We start from the raw sequence: 22034 nt of genomic DNA, 5'->3' as shown, positions 1-22034 counted from the left end.
AACGAAAGACGCCGGCGGACGCCGGCGTTTTTCATTCTCGGGTGTGTGGACCGGGGTCCACACCCACCGACATCATCACAGGGTCTTGCGAGCGGGCATCAGCAGGTTGCCGAACAGCAGGCCGGCGACCAGCGCCATCACCACGTTGAGCACGGTGAGGAACACGCTCTGGCCGGCGCCGACATCCTGTTGCTGGACCAGGGTCAGCACGCCGCGCAGGCTGGTGCTGCCGGGCACCATCATGATGATGCCGGGCAGGCGGATGATCGCGCCCGGACGCCCGACCAGGCGACCGAACAGATTGCCGCCCGCGGTCAGCAGCATCGCCGACAGGAAGATGCCGGCCGGCGCCCCCCAGGCATGGCCGCCGAACTTGGAGATCGCATAACCGGCCACCGAGGCGGCGATCACCCACGGGTAATCGCGCCGGTTGGCCTTGAACAGCATCGCGAACGCAAAGGCCGCGGTCAGCAGCGAACCCCACTCCACCCACGGCCCCTGCGGCCGCGCGGCGCGGATCACCGGATCCAGCCCGAGCACGTCGGCCAGGGTCACCGCGATCATCGCGCCGACGCTGAGCTTCATGATGGTGGTCAGCGCGCCGGCAAAGCGCGCGGTGCCCGACACCCAGTGCTGGCTGGCCAGCTCATTGACCGCATTGGTCAGTGACATGCCGGGCAGCAGCACCACCAGCGAGGCGATGATCACCGTATTGAGGTTGAGCGCGCCAATGAAGGACGCCACCAGGGTGGCGACCATGCCGGCCAGCAGCGCCGCCAGCGCCTCGGCCGCTTCGCGGGTGGCCGGGCGGCGGTCGGTGACCATGCCGAGCAGGCCGATCATCAGGCCGATGACACCGGCGGTGGCGATGTCCAGCCACGGCAGCTTCCACATGCCGGCCACGCCGGCCGCGCCGAGGGTGAATGACAGGATGGTGCGCAGCTTGCCGCGCCGGCCCGGATCCTTGTCCAGCTGGCGCAGCGCGGTATGGCCCTGGGCGATGCTCATCCGCCCGTTGGACACTTCTTCGGCGATATGGTCGGCGACGCTGAGCTTGTGCAGGTCGTTCTCACCGGGCGCCAGGCGGATCACGCGGGTGATGTCGCTGGAGCCGATCGCCTGCGCCGGATCGCTGAAGCTGAGGATGATACCGGTGGGATTCGACCACGGTTCACAATCCAGATCGAGCTGGCGGGCCAGTGCCACCACCGCCGTTTCCAGGCGCTGGGCCGTGGTGCCATAGCTGTGCAGGCGTCCGGCGATCTCGGAAACAAAGGCCACGCGCTGTGCGTAGGTGGCCTGGGGCGTGGGGATCGTGTGAGCGTCTGCGGACATGCGCCGTAGTATTACCTACGCTGGGGCCCACCGGAGAAATTCATCCGAGTTCGACGCGAAGCCCGATACAGAACGGTTATGCTGCGACCCGAATGGCCCACGTCACCCCGAACCTCGCCCCCCAGCTCCAACAGGATGCCCATGACCCGGGCCTGATCCACCTGTCCGGCACCTGGACCTTGAAGACCGCGCTGGCCGCGGCCGAGGTCCTGCACGGCGTTCCCGACAAGCTGACCGGCATCGATGCCACCGGCATCGAGCAGCTGGATTCGGCCGGCGTGCTGCAGGTGCTGCGCGTGGCCCACCGTGCCGATCTGCACGAAGACGCACTGCAGTTCCGCGCGGACCACCAGGCGCTGGTGTGCACCATCGAGGAAGTGGCCGACGACCGCCCCAAGCCCAAGCGCGATTTCGGCGTGCTGGCCGCGCTGGAACGGCTGGGTGTCAGCGTCCACGCCACTGGCCACAACATCAAGGCGCTGTGCAGTTTCCTCGGCGAGAACCTGGTCAAGGCGGCCCGGCTGGTCAAGGAACCCCGCCGCTTCCGGCTGACCGCCACCGTGCACCAGATGGAGCAGGTGGGGCTGGATGCGGTACCGCTGGTGGCGCTGCTGTCCTACCTGGTGGGTGCGGTGATCGCATTCCTCGGCTCGACCATCCTGCGCGACTTCGGCGCCGAGATCTATGTGGTCGAGCTGGTCAACATCGCCTTCCTGCGCGAGTTCGCGGTACTGCTGACCGCGATCGTGCTGGCCGGCCGCACCGCCAGTGCGTTCACCGCGCAGATTGGTGCGATGAAGGCACGCGAGGAGATCGATGCAATGCGCACGCTGGGCCTGGACCCGGTCGACCTGCTGGTGCTGCCGCGACTGCTGGCGCTGCTGGTCACCCTGCCCTTGCTGACCTTCATCGCGATGATCGCGGGCCTGGCCGGCGGCATCACCGTCGGCGCGTTCGACCTCGACATCCCGCCGCAGATGTACATCGCGCGCATGCACGAGACGATGGAAGTGCGGCACCTGCTGGTCGGCCTGTCCAAGGCACCCGTGTTCGCGCTGGTGATCGGCCTGATCGGCTGCCTGGAAGGACTGAAGGTCGAGGGCACCGCGCAGTCGGTCGGCGAGCGCACCACCTCCAGCGTGGTGCAGACGATCTCGCTGGTGATCATCATCGACGCCTTCGCGGCGTTGTGGTTCATGCACATGGACTGGTGACATGAGCACATCCGCCCTCCCCGACTCCATCGACATGCGCGACGACCAGGGCCACGAACTGGCCATCCGCGTGCGTGGCCTGGTCAACCGCTTCGGCAGCCAGACCGTGCACGAAGACCTGGACCTGGATGTGCGTCGCGGCGAAATCCTGGGCGTGGTCGGCGGCTCCGGTACCGGCAAATCGGTGCTGATGCGCTCGATCCTGGGCCTGCGCGTGCCCGATGCCGGGCAGATCGAAGTACTCGGCCGCGACGCGCGTGCCGACGACGCCGAGAGCCGGCTGCACATCGAGCGCAACACCGGCGTGTTGTTCCAGGATGGCGCCCTGTTCTCCTCGCTGACCGTGGGCGAGAACGTGCAGGTGCCGCTGAAGGAACACCATCGCGAGCTGCCCGAGCGCTGGCACTACGAACTGGCGCTGCTGAAAGTGAAGCTGGCCGGCCTGCCCGCCGATGCGATCAACAAGCTGCCCTCACAGCTGTCCGGCGGCATGCGCAAGCGCGCCGGCCTGGCCCGGGCACTGGCGCTGGATCCGCCATTGCTGTTCCTGGACGAACCCACCGCCGGCCTCGACCCGATCGGCGCGGCCGCGTTCGACCGCCTGATCAAGACCCTGCAGGAAGCGCTGGGGCTGACCGTGTTCCTGATCACCCACGACCTGGACACGCTGTACGCGATCTGCGACCGGGTCGCGGTGATCGCCGACCGCAAGGTGGTGGCCAACGCACCCTTGCCTGACATCGAGAAACTGGATCATCCGTGGATCCAGGAATACTTCCACGGACCCCGCGCGCGCGCCGCGCGTGGCGAACAGATCGAGAGTGCCTGAGCCATGGAAACCAAAGCCAACTACGTGCTGATCGGCGCGTTCACCCTGATCACCGGCCTGGCCCTGCTGGCCTTTGGCCTGTGGGCCGCCAAATACTCCTCCGACCGTACCTGGCAGGAGTACCGCGTGGTGTTCCGCGAAGCGGTGACCGGCCTGTCGGTGGGCAGCCCGGTGCAGTACAACGGCATCGCGGTGGGCTCGATCACCGAACTGAACCTGGTGCCGGACGACCCGCGCCAGGTAGTCGCGCGCATCCGCCTGAACTCCAACACGCCGGTCAAGACCGATACCCGCGCCAAGCTGGCGATCACCAGCCTGACCGGCCCGTCGATCATCCAGCTCAGCGGCGGCACGCCGCAGTCGCCGGCGCTGACCACGGTCAACAAGGACCCGGCACCGATCATCCCGACCACGCCCTCTGCGCTGCAGAACATCACCGACGTCGCCAACCGCATCGTCGAGCGCATGGACCAGATCCTCAGCGACCGCAACGTGGCCTCGATCAACGCGACGCTGGCCAACCTGGAGACGATCAGCGGCGGCCTGGCCGACCGTGACCAGGGCACGCAGGCGCTGCTGCTCAGCGCGCGCGATGCCGCCCGCAGCCTGGACACCACGCTGAAGACCACCAACGGCACCATCGAGCGCCTGGACAGGAACCTGGTGCAGCAGCTGCCCGGCATCATCGACAAGCTCGACGCGACCCTGGCCAAGCTCGACTCGGCCGCCGGCAACGCCGATTCGATCCTTGGCGAGAACCGCGCCGCGATCAACAGCTTCGCCAACGATGGCCTCGGCCAGCTGGGCCCGACGCTGACCGAACTGCGCGGCCTGATCCGCGACCTGCGCCGGGTCAGCGACCGCCTCGAGAACAACCCCGCGCGCTACCTGCTGGGCCGCGACGCACCGAAGGAGTTCGAACCCAAATGAGCCCGACCACCCTTCCGCGCCTGCTGCTGGCCGCTTCGATGGTCACCCTGCTGGGGGGCTGCTCCATCCTCGGCAGCAGCGAGAAAACCGCGGTGACGCTGTACTCGCCGTCCGTGCAGGTCAAGGCGGACCCGGCGTGGCCGCAGGCCAGCTGGCAGCTGGTACTGGCCAAGCCCAGCGCCGCGCGCATGGTCGACAGCCCGCGCATCAATGTGCGGCCGACACCGTCGCAGCTTGAGATCTACAAGGGTGCCAGCTGGGCGCAACCGGCCACCGACATGATCGAAGACACCCTGCTGCGTGGCTTCGAGGATTCCGGCCGCATCCGCGGCGTGGCCCGCAGCACCGCCGGCATCCGCGCCGACTACAAGCTGTCCACCGATGTGCGCCGCTTCGAATCGGATTACCAGGGCCAGGCCACGCCCACCGTGGTGATCGAGGTCAACGCCAAGCTGATCCATGTCGCCGACCAGCGTGTGGTCGCTGACCGCACCTTCCGCCAGGCGCAGCCGGTCGGCAGCACCGACGTACCGGCGGTGACCGCCGCGTTCGAGCGTGGCCTGCAGCAGCTGGCGCAGGACGTGGTGGGCTGGACGCTGCAGAGCGGGCAGGCCGACCAGCCGACCGTTGCGCGCTGATCGCAGCATTCGCCGGGCGCGTGGTTACGGGCTCAGATCCCTTTCCGGCCGGAAAGGGACCTGACCCCTTCTTCGTCAACGCGGCGAAATCCAACGGAAGGTCAGGTTGATCCGCTCGCCGTGAACCCGCGCCATCTTCGGCAGCGCGTGCTGGTAGAAGCGCTGGGTCTGTCCGGCCATCAGCAGCAGGTCGCCGTGGCCCAGCACGAATTCAGCCTTGCGTGCCGGGTCGTCGCGGCGTCGCAGCAGGAATCGGCGCGCCGCGCCCAGGCTCAGCGAAGCGATCACCGGGGCCGGACCCAGCTCCGGCTCGTCATCGCTGTGCCAGCCCATGTAGTCACCGCCACCGCGGTAGCGGTTCAGCAGCACGCTGTTGAAGCGGCCGTGGCCTTCGGCTTCCAGGCGCCCGCGCATGGCCTGCAACACCGGTGGCCAGGGGCGCGGCACGAACTCGGCACCGGAATAGCGATAGCGGGCCTGCGGGTCGCCGATCCAGCAGCTCAGCCGCGGCGAGTCCACCCAGTTGCCGAACATGCGGATGCGATGGGTTTCCCAGGGCACTTCGGCCTGCAGCGAATACAGGAGCTGGTCGGCCTCGGCCGCAGCCAGCCATCCCGGCAGGTGCAGGACATCGGCATCGGGCAGGTCGTGGGGGAACAGCATGGTCACACGCTAGCACGCCGCCGTTTGCCGTCATGGCCGCCAGCACCGAAAATGGCGCCATGACCGTTGCCCAGATGCTGATCCCGTCCTACCGCCCGCTGTCGCGAGGCCTCGCCCGATGAGCCTGCGCCAGTCGCTGTTCCCGTTGCTGCGCGCCGTGTTCCGGGCCTTGCCGTTGCCGCAGGCGCAGCGCGACCGGTTGCGCACCCGGCTGTTGGCACGGCATGGCGACTGGGTGCCGCCGCCCCCCAAGGGGCAGCAGGATGAGGGGGGCGCGCGCGCCAGTGCCCAGCTGCGCTGGCGTGCCGATGAACCGGCGATCGGCCACGTGCCATGGCGTGAGGGAGCATTGCCGTCACCCATGCCGGCGACGCTGGTCGCTTTCTACCTGCCGCAGTTCCATACCTTCCCGGAGAACGACGCCTGGTGGGGCAAGGGCTTTACCGAGTGGCGCAACGTCACCCGCGCCCTGCCGCAGTTCGAGGGTCACATCCAACCCCGCCTGCCGGCCGACCTCGGCTTTTATGACCTGCGCAACCCGCAGGTGATGCGTGACCAGGCACGCTTGGCTGCGGAGTACGGCATCGGCGCATTCTGCTTCTACTACTATTGGTTCAGCGGCCGCACCCTGATGGAGGACCCGCTGCGTCAATGGCTGGCCGATGACAGCATCGACCTGCCGTTCTGCCTGTGCTGGGCCAACGAGAACTGGGCACGACGCTGGGACGGCCGCGACGACGACATCCTGATCGGCCAGCAGCACAGCGCAGAGGACGATCTGGCCTTCATCGCACATGTCGCGCCCTACCTGCGCGACCGCCGTGCATTGAAGGTCGAGGGTCGGCCGATGCTGCTGGTCTATCGCCCGAACCTGCTGCCCGACGCCCGGGCGACTGCCGAGCGCTGGCGCCGCTGGTGCCGCGACAACGGCGTGGGCGAGATCCACCTGGCCTACGTCCAAGGCTTCGAGCGACCGGATCCGCGCGATATCGGCTTTGATGCCGCCGTCGAATTCCCGCCGAACATGAGTAACCCGCGCTCGTTGTCGGCACAGCAGTGGCTGCTCAATCCTGCCTTCAATGGCGATGTACGCGACTGGCGCGAACTGGCTGCAGAAATCGCAGCGCGGCCACTGCCGGATTATCCGCTCTATCCTGGCGTGAACCCGGGCTGGGACAACGAGGCGCGTCGTTCCGGCCGCGGCCGCGTGTACCTGCACGCCTCACCCCGTGGCTACCGCGACTGGTTGCGCACCACGATCCATGAACGCCTGGCCCTGGCGCCTGCGCGCCAACGCATGGTCTTCATCAATGCCTGGAACGAATGGGCCGAAGGCGCGGTGCTGGAACCGGATGCCCGGCTTGGGCATGCCTGGCTTGACGCGACGCGCCAAGCGCTGTCCCCGGCTTCGCCCGCCGGCCCCCTGCGGGCCTGCCTGCTGATTCTCATTGATGATCCCGGGCTGATCGCTACAGCTTGCGAGGCCGCCAGCGGCCTGGGCGTGAGCTACCGTGTTTTCATTCCAATGGCGCAGCGCCCTCATGACGCTGCGGTCGATATCATCGGCCATGCGGGCAATGCCCTGTCCAGCATCGTGCAGGTCCTGGAGGCTTTTGGTCCGGATCCATCGTTGCTGGCCTGCTGGCTGGACCTCCGCGGAAGCGGCGAGGCAAGACCGCAGCTACCAGGAACGGCGGATCTCGACGCTGTGCTTCAACAGTTCGATGAGCAACCTGCGCTGGGCATGTTCGCGGCATCCACTCCGGAGGCCGTCGCCGTTACACGCCGTCATCTCCGCTGGGCGGCGCGGCTTGGGATGGCCGACGCCCCTACGCCGCAGACAGCAGGCACGATGTGGCTGCGGGCGTCGGCGTTGCGGTCACTGCTGGATGCGCACTGCTATCCCAGTGAGCTGGACAACGACAATGCACTTGATCCGGTCATGCAGTTGCTGCCGGACCTTGTTGCCAACGCCGGCTACGTCGTCGCAAGCCCACAACGCCAACCCTGAGGCTGGCGCTGCGCGACAACATCGTTGACCTCAGCGCCGGAACGCGACGCCGGTCTTTTCCTTCAGTTCTTCATCGCTGACACCCGGCGCGGCCTCCACCAGCAACAGGCCCTTGTCAGTCACGTCGAACACCGCCAGATCGGTGATGATGCGGTCGACCACGCCCACGCCGGTCAACGGCAGCGTGCATTCGGCCAGGATCTTGTGCTCGCCGTTCTTGGCAGTGTGCTCCATCAGCACCACAACGCGCTGCACGCCGGCGACCAGGTCCATTGCCCCGCCCATGCCCTTGACCATCTTGCCGGGCACCATCCAGTTGGCCAGGTCACCCTGGTCGGTGACCTGCATGGCGCCAAGGATGGCCAGGTTCACATGGCCACCGCGGATCATCGCGAAGCTGTCGTGGCTGCCGAAGTAGCTGGCACCGGCACGCGCCGTAACCGTCTGCTTGCCGGCATTGATCAGGTCCGCGTCGACTTCAGCGTCGGTCGGGAACGGGCCGATGCCGAGCAGGCCGTTCTCCGACTGCAGCCACACATCCACGCCTTCGGGAATGTGATTGGCAACCAGCGTCGGCAGGCCGATGCCCAGGTTCACGTAGGCGCCATCGATCAGCTCCTGGGCGGCGCGTGCCGCCATCTCGTCACGGGTCCACGCCATGTCAGTTGCCCTCCGCGCGGATGGTGCGCTGTTCGATTCGCTTCTCAGGATGCGCGTTGTGCACGATGCGGTGCACATAGATGCCTGGCAGGTGCACCTGGTCCGGGTCGATGGCACCGACCGGCACCACCTCCTCCACTTCCACGATGCAGACCTTGCCGGCCATCGCACAGGCCGGGTTGAAGTTGCGTGCGGTCTTGCGGAACACCAGGTTGCCGGCCTCGTCGGCCTTCCAGGCCTTGACCAGTGCCACATCGGCGCGCAGCGCCGTCTCCATCACGTAGTGCTTGCCGTCGAACTCGCGGGTTTCCTTGCCCTCGGCAACCACCGTGCCATAGCCGGTGGCAGTGAAGAACGCCGGAATACCCGCACCACCGGCACGCAGGCGCTCGGCCAGTGTGCCCTGCGGGTTGAACTCCAGCTCCAGCTCACCAGCCAGAAACTGCCGTTCGAATTCCTTGTTCTCGCCCACGTAGGACGAAATCATTTTCTTGATCTGCCGGGTTTCCAGCAGCTGGCCCAGTCCGAAGCCATCGACACCGGCATTGTTGGAGATCACGGTCAGGCCCTTGACGCCACTGTCGCGCAGCGCAGCGATCAGCGCCTCGGGAATGCCACACAGGCCAAAGCCGCCCACGGCCAGGGTCTGTCCATCGGCGACCACCCCCTGCAGGGCCTCCGTCGCACTGGCGAAGCGCTTGCCGCGCTTTCCGCCGGAAGTCGATTGCTGCATTGCTCTACTGCCCTGCACGTTGAGGATGACCGCATTCTAGCCGGAGGCAACGAAAGAGCTGGATGCGCCGCAGCATTGCCGAGGCATCGCCAAGGGCTGCGTTGCATGGGGGTTTCTCCTGCCGGTGGTGGGCGCGGCGCCCGGCTCGCCCGCACTGATGGCCCGGACCTGCAACGAAGAGGGCCTGCTTCGCGGGACGGACGCGTGGCCGCTGGAAAAGGGTGAACGCTGCCTGTCAGATGTCGCGGCACGCAGCCATGCGGCGACAGGCGCGTCGCCAGGGTGAAATGCTCGGCCAGAAGTTCCTGGCGGGGGGAAGCAACCGCGCCACAAGCCTGCGTCATCCCTGCAGCTGTCCGCGTCCGGCCATCGCCCGCCGGTCCTGCTCCGCCACGTCAAGTACGCCAGCAACGGCGTGATCGCGTTTGGCTGCCAGTGGCAGGAACTCCTGGGGCTGCTGCTGGCTCCCGGCCACTTGACGCAGGCTGGCCTGGCCGTGATCGCCCAGCCAGCGGCCGTTTACCCGCTTGCCAAGCGGTACGGGCGCCCCCGCGTACCCGATACCCCCAGCCAATCACCGGGAGTTGCGGAATGGAAACGATTCCCATACAGGACAAAGGCTACAATCAGTGGCTAAGCTCACATTGGATCTGACCGATGCCCCTGCCCGCCTTCAAGGCCTATGACATCCGCGGCCGCGTGCCGGAAGAACTGAACGAAGACCTGGCACGCCGGATCGGCACGGCCCTGAATGCACAGCTCGCTCCGGGCCCGGTGGTGCTGGGCCACGACGTCCGCCTGACCAGCCCCGCGCTGCAGGACGCGCTGGCGGCCGGCCTGCGCGGTGCCGGCCGCGAAGTCATCGACATCGGCCTGTGTGGCACCGAGGAGGTCTATTTCCAGACCGATCACCTGGGGGCTGCCGGCGGGGTGATGGTCACTGCCAGCCACAATCCAATGGATTACAACGGCATGAAGCTGGTCAAGGAGAACGCCCGGCCGATCAGCTCCGATACCGGCCTGTTCGCGATCTCCGATGCGGTCGCCGCCGATTCATCCGCGGCACAGCCGCCTTGCGCCGGCCAGATCGCCCAGCATGACAAGAGCGCCTACATCCAGCACCTGCTGAGCTACGTTGACACCAGCAAGCTCAAGCCACTGCAGATCGTTGTCAACGCCGGCAACGGCGGCGCCGGTGCCATCGTCGACCTGCTGGCACCGCACCTGCCGTTCGAGTTCATCCGCATCTGCCACGAACCGGACGGCAGCTTCCCCAACGGCATTCCCAATCCACTGTTGCCGGAAAACCGCGCCGCCACCGCCGACGCCGTGCGCGAACATGGCGCGGACTTCGGCATTGCGTGGGATGGCGATTTCGACCGCTGTTTCTTCTTCGACCACAACGGCCGCTTCATCGAGGGCTACTACCTGGTCGGCCTGCTGGCCAAGGCAATCCTCGCCCACCATCCGGGTGGCAAGGTCGTGCATGACCCCCGCCTGGTCTGGAACACCGTGGAGATGGTCGAACAGGCCGGTGGCGTGCCAGTGCTGTGCAAGAGTGGCCACGCCTTCATCAAGGAAAAGATGCGCGCGGAGGATGCCGTGTACGGCGGCGAGATGAGCGCCCACCACTACTTCCGCGAGTTCGCGTATGCCGACTCGGGCATGATTCCGTGGCTGCTGATCGCCCAGCTGGTCTCCGAAAGCGGCCGCTCGCTGGCCGACTGGGTTGAAGACCGCATGGCCGCCTACCCTTGCAGCGGTGAGATCAACTTCAAGGTTGCCGATGCCAAGGCTGCGGTCACACGCGTGATGGAACACTTCGCCGCGCAGTCGCCCGCGCTGGACTACACCGATGGCGTCAGCGCCGATTTCGGCGACTGGCGCTTCAACCTGCGCAGCTCCAACACTGAACCGCTGCTGCGCCTGAATGTGGAATCGCGGGGAGACGCTGCATTGATGCAGGCGCGTACCGACGAGATTTCCTCCCTGCTGCAGAAATAATCAAAGGAAGGCCATGAGCACTATCCAGCCTGTCATCCTGTCCGGTGGCTCCGGTACCCGTCTGTGGCCGCTTTCGCGCGAAGCCTATCCCAAGCAGTTCCTTCCGCTGGCCAGCGAACAGACGATGCTGCAGGCCACCTGGCAGCGGGTGGCGCCGATTGCCGCACGCGGCCCGTTGGTGATTGCCAACGAGGAACACCGCTTTGTTGCCGCCGAGCAGCTGCAGCAGGTTGGCGCCGAGCCAGCCGCGATCATCCTTGAGCCGGTCGGCCGCAACACGGCACCGGCGATCGCGGTGGCCGCGCTGGAAGCCACCCGCGACGGCGGCGACGCGCTGCTGCTGGTGCTGCCCTCCGATCATGTGATCAACAACGAGACTGCATTCCGCAGCGCCGTCCAGGCCGCCGCCGCTGCTGCCGAAGCCGGAAAGCTGGTGACCTTCGGCATCGTGCCGACCGGCCCGGAAACCGGCTACGGCTATATCAAGGCCGCCGATGGCCAGGGCCTGCGCGCGGTCGAGCGCTTCGTCGAGAAGCCCGACCTGGGCACCGCCACCCGCTACGTCAGCAGCGGCCAGTACTACTGGAACAGCGGCATGTTCCTGTTCAAGGCCTCGCGCTACCTGCAGGAGCTGGAACGCTTCCAGCCCGCCATGCTCGCCGGCAGCCGCCAGGCCTGGCAGCAGGCGCGTCGCGATGCCGATTTCACCCGCCTGGACAAGGAGGCCTTCACTGCCGTTCCGTCCGATTCGATCGACTATGCGGTGATGGAGAAGACCGCCGATGCCGTGGTGATTCCACTGGATGCCGGCTGGAACGATGTCGGCTCGTGGACCGCGCTGCGCGATGTCTCGCAGCAGGACGGCGATGGCAACGCCCACCAGGGCGACGTGATTGCCATCGACTGCCGCAACACCTATGCCTACGCACAGCGCCTGGTGGCGCTGGTCGGGCTGGATGACGTGGTAGTGGTGGAAACCGACGACGCGGTGCTGGTCGGCAAGGCCGATCGCATGCAGGAGGTCAAGACCGTAGTGGCGCAGCTGAAGGCCGAAGGCCGCAGCGAGGCCACCTGGCACCGCAAGGTCTATCGCCCGTGGGGTGCCTACGATTCGATCGACAACGGCGAGCGCTTCCAGGTCAAGCGGATCACGGTCAAGCCCGGCGGCACGCTGAGCCTGCAGATGCATCACCATCGCGCCGAACACTGGATCGTGGTCAGCGGCACCGCTGAAGTGACCCGTGGTGACGAGGTGATCCTGCTCAGCGAGAACCAGAGCACCTATATTCCGCTGGGCGTGACCCACCGCCTGCGCAACCCGGGCAAGCTGCCGCTGGAACTGATCGAAGTGCAGTCCGGCAGCTACCTGGGCGAGGATGACATCGTGCGGTTCGAGGATACCTACGGGCGCAGCTGAGGTTTGCCCGGGGTCGGATCCCGTTGCTGCGCAACGGGCTCTGACCCGTTCCTGATCGGCCCGGCAGCGCTGCGTCGCCGGGCTTGGCCCGGCGCTACGGCCGTCAGGCCAGCTCCGCCATCACCCGCTTCAGGCCATCCTGCCAGCTCGGCAGCACGACGCCGAAATCCTGCTGCAGCTTGCGGTTGTCCAGCACCGACCAGGCCGGGCGCCTGGCCGGGGTCGGATACTCGGAACTGGGAATCGCCTCGACCGTCGGCACCTTGGCCAACACGCCGCTGGCCAACGCCTCGGCAAATATGGCCTCGGCAAAGCCATGCCAGCTGGTCCGGCCGCTGGCGGTCAGGTGCCAGGTACCCGACAACTGCCCAGGATGCTGCAGTGCCTGCGCGGTGACATCGGCGATCAACGCGGCCGGCGTCGGTGTACCGATCTGGTCGGCCACCACCCGCAACGCATCGCGCTCGGCGCCCACGCGCAGCATGGTGCGCAGGAAGTTCGCGCCGTGCGAGGCATACACCCACGCCGTGCGAAAGATCAGATGGCGGCCACCGGCCGCACGCACCGCGTCCTCGCCATCGCGCTTGCTCGTGCCATACACGCCGAGCGGTGCGGTCGGCTGGTCCTCGCGGTAGGGCGCGCTGCCCTGGCCGTCGAACACGTAGTCGGTGGAGTAATGCACGAACGGCACGCCATGCGCCGCACACCAGCGCGCGATCACGCCTGGTGCCTGCGCGTTGGCGGCGAAGGCCGCATCGACGTCCTGTTCGGCGTGATCAACAGCGGTGTAAGCCGCCGCATTGACCACTACCAATGGCTGCACGCGGTCCAGCAATGCCGGCAGGCTGTCGGGCTGGCCGAAATCGGCCGTTTCACAGGTACTTCCGTCGGGCAGTTGGCCGCTGCGCGTGGTTGCAATCACCTTCCCCAGCGGCGCCAGCGCGCGCAGCAACTCCTGGCCCACCTGCCCGTTGCCACCGAACACCAGCACGGTCATGGCACGTAGACCGGCAGGCGATCTTCAGCAATGTCCTTGAGGAACGGCGCGTTCTCGTCCTTGGCCGACAGCGTTGGTGTGCTCACCGGCCAGTCCACCGCGATGTCGGCGTCGTTCCAGCGGACACCTGCATCGAAGTCCTTCAGATAAACCTCGGTGCACAGGTAGCTGAACACCGCACGCTCGGACAACACGGCAAAGCCATGGGCAAAGCCCTCCGGAATCCAGAACTGCTTCTTGTTCTCCGCGCTCAGCACCACCGCTTCCCACTGGCAGAAGGTCGGCGAACCGCAGCGGATATCCACGGCCACGTCGTAGACCTCGCCTTCCAGCACGCTGACCAGCTTGCCCTGCGGCCGCGGCCACTGGTAATGCAGGCCGCGCAGCACGCCCTGTGCGGACGTCGACACGTTGCTCTGCACGAAACGGTCCGGCAGGCCCAGCGCGGCGAAGCGCTCGGCATTCCAGGTTTCGAAGAAATAACCGCGGGCATCGCCGAACACCGCCGGCTCGATCACCACGCAGCCGGGCAACCGGGTTTCAATCACTTTCATGGAACGACTCCACGCACGGCGAGCTTATGCAGGTATTCACCGTAGCTGTTCTTGATCAACGGCGCGGCCAGCGCTTCCAATTGTCCAGCGTTGATCCAGCCCTTGCCGAACGCGATTTCCTCGGGACAGCAGACCTGCAGGCCCTGACGGGTCTGGATCGTCTCGATGAAGTTGGATGCTTCCAGCAGCGACTGGTGGGTACCGGTATCCAGCCACGCATAGCCACGGCCGAGCGCCTCCAGGTGCAGGTCGCCTTCGGCCAGGTAACGCTTGTTGAGATCGGTGATCTCCAGTTCGCCACGCGGTGACGGCTTCAATTCGGCCGCGTAATCGCAGGCCTTGCCGTCATAGAAGTACAGGCCGGTCACCGCATAGTTGGAGCGCGGCTTTTCCGGCTTCTCCACCAGATCGATCACCTTGCCGCCCTGGTCGAACTCGGCCACGCCATACCGTTCCGGGTCATTGACCCAATACCCGAACACGGTCGAGCCGTGCACGCGCTCGTCAGCACGCTTGAGCACCTCGCGCAGGCCGTGGCCGTGGAAGATGTTGTCGCCCAGCACCAGGCAGCTCGGCTTGCCAGCCACGAAGTCGCGGCCGATCAGGTAGGCCTGGGCCAGGCCATCTGGGCTCGGCTGCACCGCGTACTGGATGTCCATTCCCCACTGCGAACCGTCGCCCAGCAGCTGCTGGAACAGCGCCTGCTCGTGCGGGGTGTTGATGATCAGCACTTCGCGGATGCCCGCCAGCATCAGTACGCTGAGCGGGTAGTAGATCATCGGCTTGTCATACACCGGCAGCAGCTGCTTGCTGACACCCTTGGTGATTGGATATAGGCGGGTGCCGGAGCCACCGGCGAGGATGATGCCCTTGCGCTGGGTCATGGTGTCTCCTGGGTTCAGTCCGTGGTGCCGATGCGCTGCAGGCGGTAGCTGCCGTCGAGCACGCCGTTGACCCAGTCCTGGTTGTCCAGGTACCAGTCGACGGTGAAGGTGATGCCCTGCTCGAAGGTGTAGGCCGGTTCCCAGCCCAGCTCGTTCTTCAGCTTGGAAGCATCGATCGCGTAGCGGCGGTCATGGCCAGGACGGTCGGTGACATAGGTGATCTGGCTGCTGCGCGGCTTGCCGTCCTCGCGCGGACGGCGCTGGTCCAGCAGTGCGCAGATCGCCTGCACCACTTCGATGTTCTGCTTTTCCGAGTTGCCGCCGACGTTGTAGGTCTCGCCGACCTGGCCCTTGGCCAGCACGGTGCGGATCGCTTCGCAGTGGTCGGACACGAACAGCCAGTCGCGCACCTGCTTGCCATCGCCGTACACCGGCAGCGGTTCGCCAGCCAGCGCCTTGGCGATCACCAGCGGGATCAGCTTCTCGGGGAAGTGATACGGGCCGTAGTTGTTGGAGCAGTTGGTGGTCAGCACCGGCAGCCCGTAGGTGTGGTGGAACGCACGCACCAGGTGGTCCGAAGCGGCCTTCGACGCCGAGTACGGCGAATTCGGGGCGTACGGGGTGGTTTCACTGAACCTGCCGGTCTCGCCCAGGGTGCCATACACCTCATCGGTGGACACATGCAGGAAGCGGAAGGCCGCCCCTTGTCCGGCCGGCAGCGCCTTCCAGTAGTCGCGTACCGCTTCAAGCAAACCCAGGGTGCCCACCACATTGGTCTGGATGAAGGCGCCTGGGCCGTCGATGGAACGGTCCACGTGGCTTTCGGCGGCGAAGTTCAGCACTGCATCGGGCTGGTGCTCGGTCAGCAGGCGGGCGACCAGCGCGCTGTCGCCGATATCGCCCTGCACGAACACATGCCGCGGGTTGCCGTCCAGGCTGGCCAGGGTCTTCAGGTTGCCGGCGTAGGTCAGTGCGTCGAGATTGACGACCTTGATGCCACGGGCGACCGCTTCGAGAACGAAGTTACCGCCAATGAATCCGGCACCGCCGGTGACAAGCCATGTGGGCACTACCTGTTCTCCTGATTGGTACGGGTTGGGACGTGTCTGCAGCGAAGGGTTCGGAGGACCACGGGATATCAAGCGTTGATCCGGCTGGGCAAGCGTAGCCTGCCCGCGGCGGCAATGATGAACAGCGCCCCTGGGACCAGTGGCAGGAGGTAGCGTCCCTGCCCCTCGAACAGCAGGATCGACACCATTCCCAGGCCAAGTGTGGCCACGGCAAGCCAATGAACGGGCTGCCAGCGGCGCAGGTGGAGGCAGATGCGCAGCAGCGCAACCATCGTCCAGGCCGTCAACGCAATGTTGAGTGCCAGCGTCAACCTACCCAGCCACACCGGAGCACCGCCTCTCTCCAGGAACGGCCAATGCAGGAGGCTGCCGACATCGAACGATCCGCGCACGCGCAGCAGCGCCAACTCCAGGAAGCGGCCGGGGTGTTCGGAAATCCAACGGCGGCCAATTGCTGAGCCAATCACGTCGGCCGCAGGCGTCCAGTGGCGGAGCTTCCAGTCCTCGCTTTCTCCGCTGAAGAACCCTTGGGGAAATCCAGCATCGGCGAACCGGGCCTTGTCGTCAGCCTGGAGCGGGACATCCTTCAAGGGCATCCACCCGCCATGCGCATTGGCATCGTTGTTGTTGACCATCAGCACATACCCGCTGTTTGCACTGACGGGCACAAACTGGCCGAAAAGAACTGCGTTGCGCAGGGTCCACGGCCCCAGTACCAGCAGAAAACCCAGCACCACCATGCTGATCCGCCGCCAGGTGGCGATGCGCATCCCATCACGCAGGAGCAACGCCAGTGCCACGGCTCCCGGCAACGGCAGCATCTGTGGCCGGTTCAACGCGGTAAGTGCCAGCACGGCTCCCAGCAGCAGCCATCGGCCCGGAAAACGCACGACCGCCACAAGCATGCCGAACACGGCAAGGAACAGTGACAGCGATTCGGTACCCAGTACATTGCTGTAGGCGACCAGCGCCGGATGGAATGCCAGCACTGCCAGAGAGGCAACCTGCCAGGCCGGGCGCAGCTGGAGGCGCACCCCCAGAACGATCCACGAAACCAGCGTGCCGGCCCAGAGCAGGACATTGAGAATCTTGCCCGCGCCCACGTTCACGCCGGTGAGCATGAACCAGGCGCCGAGCACTCCGGGGTACAACGGAGGCTGGGACACATAGGGAATGCCTGAAATCCGGAAGCCGCCACCGCTGGCAACGCTGCTGGCAACCTCCAGATAGCGGCCGAAATCGGCAACGGGCTGCAAGGGGATCCATTGCACGAACAGCAGGCGCATGGCCACACCAGCAACGGCAATCGCCAGCAGCAGGCGGTATGGAGGGGGCGAGGTCAATGAAGGCATGTGGCGGGGCAGCGGAACCGGCCGCTAGAGTAGCCACTCAGGCGACGTGGATACAGGACGCCGTTTCACCATACGCATTCGCATGGTCGACAAAGGCCAGTTAGAATCGGGGTCCCACCCCCGAACCGGTTGCTGTGCGAGGACCGGACGTTCTCTCCGTTATTGAAGGACCCCGTACCAGATGAAAATCCTCGTCGCGTACAAGCGCGTGGTGGACTACAACGTCCGCATTCAGGTCAAGCCGGACGGTTCCGGCGTGGTCACCGACGGCGTCAAGCTGTCCCCCAACCCCTTCGATGAAATCGCCCTGGAAGAGGCCCTGCGCCTGCGCGACAAGGGCATCGCCAGCGAAGTCGTGGTCGCCACCATCGCCCCGGCCGATGCCCAGGCGCACCTGCGCAACGGCCTGGCCATGGGCGCCAACCGCGCCGTCCATGTGGTCACCGACCAGGCCATCCAGCCGCTGACCGCCGCGCGCACCCTGCTCAAGCTGATCGAGAAGGAACAGCCGGACCTGGTGATCCTGGGCAAGCAGGCGATCGACGACGACGCCAACCAGACCGGCCAGATGCTGGCCACGCTGTGGGGGCGCCCGCAGGCGACCTTCGCCAGCAAGCTGGACATTGCCGACGGCAAGGCCACGGTGACCCGCGAAGTCGACGCCGGCCTGGAAACGCTGGAAGTCGATCTGCCGGCCGTGGTCACCACCGACCTGCGCCTGAACGAGCCGCGCTTCATCAAGCTGCCGGACATCATGAAGGCCAAGGCCAAGCCGCTGGAGACCCTGCAGCTGGCCGACCTCGGCGTTGAAGCCGCCGACACCTTCAAGACCACCCAGTACGCCGCGCCGTCCAAGCGCAGCAAGGGTGTGATGGTCAAGGACGCGGCCGAACTGGTTGCCGCACTCAAGCAGAAGGGGTTGCTGTAATGAGCAGGATTCTCGTCATCGCCGAGCACCACGACGGCAAGCTCAACGCCGCCACCGCCAAGACCGTCAGCGCTGCTGCCGCCATCAGCGGCGCCAGCATCGACGTGCTGGTGCTGGCCGCCGATCCGGCTGCCGTGGCTGCCGAGGCCGCGAAGATCGCTGGCGTCGCCAAGGTCCTGACCGTGGCCAACGCTGCCAACGCGCAGGCCATCGCCCAGGTGCTGGCACCGCAGATCGCGCAGCTGGCCAAGGGTTACACCCACGTGTTCGGCCCGTCGACCACCTTCGGCAAGGACCTGATGCCGTGCGTGGCCGCCCTGCTGGGCGTCAACCAGGTTTCCGACCTGATGAGCGTTGAAGGCAGCCACACCTTCAAGCGCCCGATCTACGCCGGCAACGCGATCATCACCGTGGAAGCCCCGGCCGACCAGATCGTGGTTGCCACCGTGCGTGCCGCCTCGTGGCCGGAAGCCGCCCAGGGCGGCAGCGCCACCATCGAAGCGGCCAGCGTCGATGCTGCCCTGCCGACCCACACCCGCTTCGTCGGCCTCGCCGCTGGTGCCAGCGACCGCCCGGACCTGCAGAGCGCCAAGCGCGTGGTCTCCGGTGGCCGTGGTGTCGGTTCGGAAGAGAACTTCAAGGTCATCTTCCAGCTGGCCGACAAGCTCGGTGCCGCCGTCGGTGCCTCGCGCGCTGCGGTTGATGCCGGCTACGTGCCCAGCGACCTGCAGGTCGGCCAGACCGGCAAGATCATCGCGCCGGAACTTTACGTGGCCGTCGGCATCAGTGGCGCCATCCAGCACCTGACCGGTATCAAGGATGCCGGCACGATCGTCGCGATCAACAAGGATCCGGATTCGCCGATCTTCGAGATTGCCGATATCGGCCTGGTGGGCGATCTGTTTGCAATCCTGCCGGAGCTGGAAAAGGCGCTGTAGTCGAAACCTGCGTAGCAACTCGCAGGGTGGGCAGACATTGCCCACCCTGCCACTCGTCAAAACATGTCGGCATATTGCAACACGCCTTTTGCGCTGTCTTGATTCTGTAGCATTTCCCCTCCCATCGCTCCAACCGGAGGGAGAGAATGCAGATGGCGATGAAATGCCTGTTTTTTGCGGCATGGATCGGAATGCTCGCGTTGCTTGCGCGACATTGCACACATGGACAGCGATGGAAGCTGCTGGTCACTGCGCTCTGCGGAGCACTGCTGGCGATCTGGCTTTTCATTGATGCACTCAGTGTCAACGGCATCGATTACGCCGTGATCTATCATCTGCGCGCAGGCATGCGCGGCGCAGGCGCCGCTGATTTCAGCTTGCCCATCGGCCTGCTTTCGGCAGCACTGGTGGCATGCCTGGCCCTCGCTTTCATGCCCCGCCTGCATTCGGCACGGAGGTGGGCACCCGCCGGTCCCCTGTTCGCGGCTTCTCTGCTGGCGACGCTGGTTTTCAATCCGATCGTCTACGACGTCGCGACACTGGTACGCCAGGATCGGCAGGCACGTCTTGCACCGGCACAAGGGGACCAGTACGTACGTCCCGACGCCCCGCTCGGGAATCACCGCAACGTGGTGATTCTCTACGCCGAAAGCTTCGAGCGCACCTATCTCGATGAGTCGCGATTCCCTGGCCTTGCGCCAGAGTTGAACAAGCTGCGCAGCGAGGCCGTGGATTTCCGGCACGTGGACTCGCGCGAAGGCGGCACGTGGACGATCGCCGGCATGGTCAGTTCCCTGTGCGGCGTCCCCCTTTCCCTCAGCCAGGACGCCAATGGCTATGCAAGCATCGGCCGCTTCCTGCCTGGCGCGTACTGCCTGACCGATCACCTGCGCGAGCGCGGATACGACGTCGAGTTCATCGGTGGCGCCGCTTCTGATTTCGCTGGAAAGGGACAGTTCCTCGCCAGCCACGGCTTCGGCACGGTACGCGATCGCTCCTATTTCAAGAGCCTGAAGCTGGGCGACAACCGTTTCTCGCCATGGGGCGTCCACGATGATGTCCTGTTGGATGCGCTCTGGGACCGCTTCGCTGCGCTCTCGCAGCAGACCACGCCTTTCGCCCTCGTCGGCCTGACTCTGGATACACATCATCCAAGCGGACACATCCCCCATGCCTGCCTCGATGTCGCCTATGAGGGGCTTGGCCAGCGCAGGCCGATGCTCGACGCAATCCATTGCTCGGACCGACTGGTTGCTGATTTCGTACGCCGCATCCGCGCCAGTCCCTACGCTCGCAATACAATCATTGTTGTTGCATCGGACCATCTGGCCCTGCCCAACGACATTGCCGACCTGTTGCGAGATGCTGATCGCAGCAACCTTCTTCTCATGTTCGGCAGCGACCTGCGCGCGAGGCAGGTTGATCGACCCGCGACCACCCTCGATACCGGCGCCTCACTGCTTGATGCCCTGCAAGGGGGAGTGGCACTCGGCTTTGGCCGCTCACAGCTTTCCGTGAAGGGCGCAGGTACTTCATTGAGTGTCCGACCCGGTCGGGAACCAGATGCCAGCGAGGACCACCTGCCAGGTTTCATGGCCTATTCCAGCACGCTATGGGAGCTGGGCCGGATCGACGATCACCTGCAGTTGGTGGATGGCGTCATCCAGTTGGGTAAGCAGACGCTGACTCCGCCCTTGGCCATCGCTGCCGATGACCGCGGCCGAATTGCCCAGCTTGGCACGAACGGCATCCGCTCTGGCCACCTTCTGGCCGGCGGTGATTCCCAGCAGGTCCTCTACATTGATCGTTGCTTTGCGTTCGACGAACGACAGCCCGCCGATGAGTGGTGCCTGTGGGGGAGCGCTGACGGAACGGCTCGCGTGGTGTCACAACAATCGCTCAAGGCCGGCGCGTTGGTGCCGGAACTGCTGCAGGCTGCACGCGAAGCGCCCCCGGCATCCCAGCTGCGCAACGATTTCATCATCCGCACCCACTTCGATGCGAGCCATACGATCGTCGGTGAAGTGATGGATGGAAAGCTGTTCTCGCAGGGTGCGGAAGGGACCTTGGCCTATGGCGCCTACCAGGATCTGTGCGCAGGCAACTACACCCTCAGCCTGCAGGGCGTGGCCCACCCCGCCAACGGTGCCTGGGCCGACGTCGTTGCCAGTTACGGGGCACAGACCTACGACCGCCATGCGCTGCTGGACACGGCCGATGGACGTGACGGGACGATGCTGGAAGCCAGGTATGTATTCCCTGAAGACCTGCCCCTGGCTGAAGTCCGTGTCGGCGTATCGCCAGACGCTGCGGTGCGACTGGATGGCTATACCCTGCTGCCTGCCTACGAGGCACTGCCTGTGGGATCGTCGGTGGATTTCAGCGCCGATGCCAGCAATCGTTTCATTTCCTGTGGCTGGCACGGTCCCTCTCCCCAAGGGCGCAGCGTTCGTGGCGCGGCCGCCTCGCTACGACTGCGCCTGCCATCCGAGCCCGCCCGGCTGCAGGCAGTCCTTTCACTGTCGGCGCAGTCACCTCGCGAGCTCACGGTGCTGGCCAACGACGCCCCGCTCGGCTTGCTTCAGATCGAAGCAGGGACGCGTGAATACCCCGTCGACCTGGCAGGCCTGTCCAGCGCCGCCGGCGGGCAGCTCACCTTGACGCTGGTGCCTGGACAAACGACCTGCGCTACGGAGGACTGCGAGCTGATTACCCTGCACCGCCTGCACTTGGCCCCGGCTGCGACGGCTCAACCGGCTGCTCCAGCCTGTCCCGGGATGCGCTGCCTTCACGCCCCCGCGCTGGTACCTGAATCTGTCGCAATGTAACTCCCCCTCGTATACTCCCCGCACTATTGGATGAGGGGAACTGCGGCAT

General features: G+C 65.8%; 19 protein-coding genes. 10 read left to right on the top strand and 9 right to left on the bottom strand.

Annotation, left to right across the window (positions count from 1 at the left end):
- Nucleotides 1-75: 75 nt before the first annotated feature.
- Nucleotides 76-1335, bottom strand: a complete 1260-nt coding sequence (locus tag VG561_RS05730) for a threonine/serine ThrE exporter family protein (protein WP_046428410.1) — start codon at nt 1333-1335, stop codon at nt 76-78.
- Between the two features lie 92 nt (nt 1336-1427).
- Here VG561_RS05730 and VG561_RS05725 point away from each other — a divergent pair, with 92 nt between their 5' ends.
- From VG561_RS05725 to VG561_RS05710, 4 genes are read left to right on the top strand one after another with little or no spacing between them, the layout of a single operon-like run.
- A complete protein-coding gene (locus VG561_RS05725; RefSeq protein ID WP_423179448.1) occupies nt 1428-2549 on the top strand; it encodes an MlaE family ABC transporter permease in 1122 nt (373 codons plus the stop codon).
- A gap of 1 nt (nt 2550) precedes the next feature.
- Entirely contained in the window at nt 2551-3378 is an 828-nt protein-coding gene (locus VG561_RS05720; RefSeq protein ID WP_014645866.1) for an ABC transporter ATP-binding protein, read from the top strand.
- Nucleotides 3379-3381: 3 nt separating this feature from the next.
- Nucleotides 3382-4308: an MlaD family protein gene (locus tag VG561_RS05715; protein ID WP_014645865.1), complete on the top strand. Its 927-nt coding sequence runs from the start codon at nt 3382-3384 to the stop codon at nt 4306-4308.
- Nucleotides 4305-4946: an ABC-type transport auxiliary lipoprotein family protein gene (locus VG561_RS05710; RefSeq protein WP_014645864.1), complete on the top strand. Its 642-nt coding sequence runs from the start codon at nt 4305-4307 to the stop codon at nt 4944-4946. The genes VG561_RS05715 and VG561_RS05710 overlap by 4 nt, the downstream gene beginning before the upstream one ends.
- Before the next feature lie 75 nt (nt 4947-5021).
- Here VG561_RS05710 and VG561_RS05705 read toward each other — a convergent pair whose 3' ends face one another.
- Nucleotides 5022-5609, bottom strand: a complete 588-nt coding sequence (locus VG561_RS05705; protein ID WP_014645863.1) for an alpha-ketoglutarate-dependent dioxygenase AlkB family protein — start codon at nt 5607-5609, stop codon at nt 5022-5024.
- A gap of 118 nt (nt 5610-5727) precedes the next feature.
- On the opposite strand from VG561_RS05705, the gene VG561_RS05700 reads away from it, so the two are divergent.
- A complete protein-coding gene (locus VG561_RS05700) occupies nt 5728-7620 on the top strand; it encodes a glycoside hydrolase family 99-like domain-containing protein (RefSeq protein ID WP_197574385.1) in 1893 nt (630 codons plus the stop codon).
- Between the two features lie 30 nt (nt 7621-7650).
- On the opposite strand, the gene VG561_RS05695 is transcribed toward VG561_RS05700, so the two are convergent.
- Complete coding sequence (locus tag VG561_RS05695) at nt 7651-8280, bottom strand: CoA transferase subunit B (protein ID WP_142235414.1); 630 nt, start codon at nt 8278-8280, stop codon at nt 7651-7653.
- 1 nt (nt 8281) lies between these two features.
- A complete protein-coding gene (locus tag VG561_RS05690; RefSeq protein WP_053494809.1) occupies nt 8282-9013 on the bottom strand; it encodes a CoA transferase subunit A in 732 nt (243 codons plus the stop codon).
- A gap of 657 nt (nt 9014-9670) precedes the next feature.
- Between VG561_RS05690 and VG561_RS05685 the strand changes: the two genes are divergently transcribed.
- Together VG561_RS05685 and VG561_RS05680 are read left to right on the top strand one after the other, a co-directional pair.
- Nucleotides 9671-11017, top strand: a complete 1347-nt coding sequence (locus VG561_RS05685) for a phosphomannomutase/phosphoglucomutase (RefSeq protein WP_053494807.1) — start codon at nt 9671-9673, stop codon at nt 11015-11017.
- Between the two features lie 13 nt (nt 11018-11030).
- A complete protein-coding gene (locus VG561_RS05680; RefSeq protein ID WP_053494806.1) occupies nt 11031-12434 on the top strand; it encodes a mannose-1-phosphate guanylyltransferase/mannose-6-phosphate isomerase in 1404 nt (467 codons plus the stop codon).
- Between the two features lie 103 nt (nt 12435-12537).
- On the opposite strand, the gene rfbD is transcribed toward VG561_RS05680, so the two are convergent.
- The 5 genes from rfbD to VG561_RS05655 form a co-directional block, all read right to left on the bottom strand.
- Nucleotides 12538-13431: a dTDP-4-dehydrorhamnose reductase gene (rfbD, locus tag VG561_RS05675; protein WP_423179447.1), complete on the bottom strand. Its 894-nt coding sequence runs from the start codon at nt 13429-13431 to the stop codon at nt 12538-12540.
- Nucleotides 13428-13985 carry a dTDP-4-dehydrorhamnose 3,5-epimerase gene (gene rfbC, locus VG561_RS05670; RefSeq protein ID WP_423179446.1) on the bottom strand — a complete coding sequence of 186 codons (558 nt, stop codon included), beginning with the start codon at nt 13983-13985 and terminating at the stop codon, nt 13428-13430. Before rfbC ends, rfbD begins: the two co-directional genes overlap by 4 nt.
- The gene (rfbA, locus tag VG561_RS05665; protein WP_053494803.1) at nt 13982-14869 is read right to left on the bottom strand and encodes a glucose-1-phosphate thymidylyltransferase RfbA; all 888 of its coding nucleotides are present in this window, start codon (nt 14867-14869) and stop codon (nt 13982-13984) included. The genes rfbC and rfbA overlap by 4 nt, the downstream gene beginning before the upstream one ends.
- A gap of 14 nt (nt 14870-14883) precedes the next feature.
- Nucleotides 14884-15939, bottom strand: coding sequence for a dTDP-glucose 4,6-dehydratase (rfbB, locus tag VG561_RS05660; protein WP_069118021.1), 1056 nt, complete (start codon nt 15937-15939; stop codon nt 14884-14886).
- A 68-nt stretch (nt 15940-16007) separates the two neighbouring features.
- Complete coding sequence (locus tag VG561_RS05655; protein WP_423179445.1) at nt 16008-17225, bottom strand: ArnT family glycosyltransferase; 1218 nt, start codon at nt 17223-17225, stop codon at nt 16008-16010.
- Between the two features lie 247 nt (nt 17226-17472).
- Between VG561_RS05655 and VG561_RS05650 the strand changes: the two genes are divergently transcribed.
- The 3 genes from VG561_RS05650 (at nt 17473) to VG561_RS05640 (ending at nt 21985) form a co-directional block, all read left to right on the top strand.
- Nucleotides 17473-18219 (top strand): electron transfer flavoprotein subunit beta/FixA family protein, encoded by a 747-nt coding sequence (locus tag VG561_RS05650; protein ID WP_014035896.1) that lies wholly within the window; start codon nt 17473-17475, stop codon nt 18217-18219.
- Nucleotides 18219-19157 carry an electron transfer flavoprotein subunit alpha/FixB family protein gene (locus VG561_RS05645; protein WP_014645853.1) on the top strand — a complete coding sequence of 313 codons (939 nt, stop codon included), beginning with the start codon at nt 18219-18221 and terminating at the stop codon, nt 19155-19157. The genes VG561_RS05650 and VG561_RS05645 overlap by 1 nt, the downstream gene beginning before the upstream one ends.
- A gap of 146 nt (nt 19158-19303) precedes the next feature.
- Complete coding sequence (locus VG561_RS05640; RefSeq protein WP_423179444.1) at nt 19304-21985, top strand: sulfatase-like hydrolase/transferase; 2682 nt, start codon at nt 19304-19306, stop codon at nt 21983-21985.
- The last annotated feature ends 49 nt before the right edge of the window (nt 21986-22034 follow it).

It is taken from the genome of Stenotrophomonas sp. CASM110 (genome assembly GCF_049384345.1).
In the GTDB taxonomy this organism is placed as follows: Bacteria; Pseudomonadota; Gammaproteobacteria; order Xanthomonadales; family Xanthomonadaceae; genus Stenotrophomonas; species Stenotrophomonas muris.
This window is presented reverse-complemented; position numbering and strand designations above follow the sequence as displayed.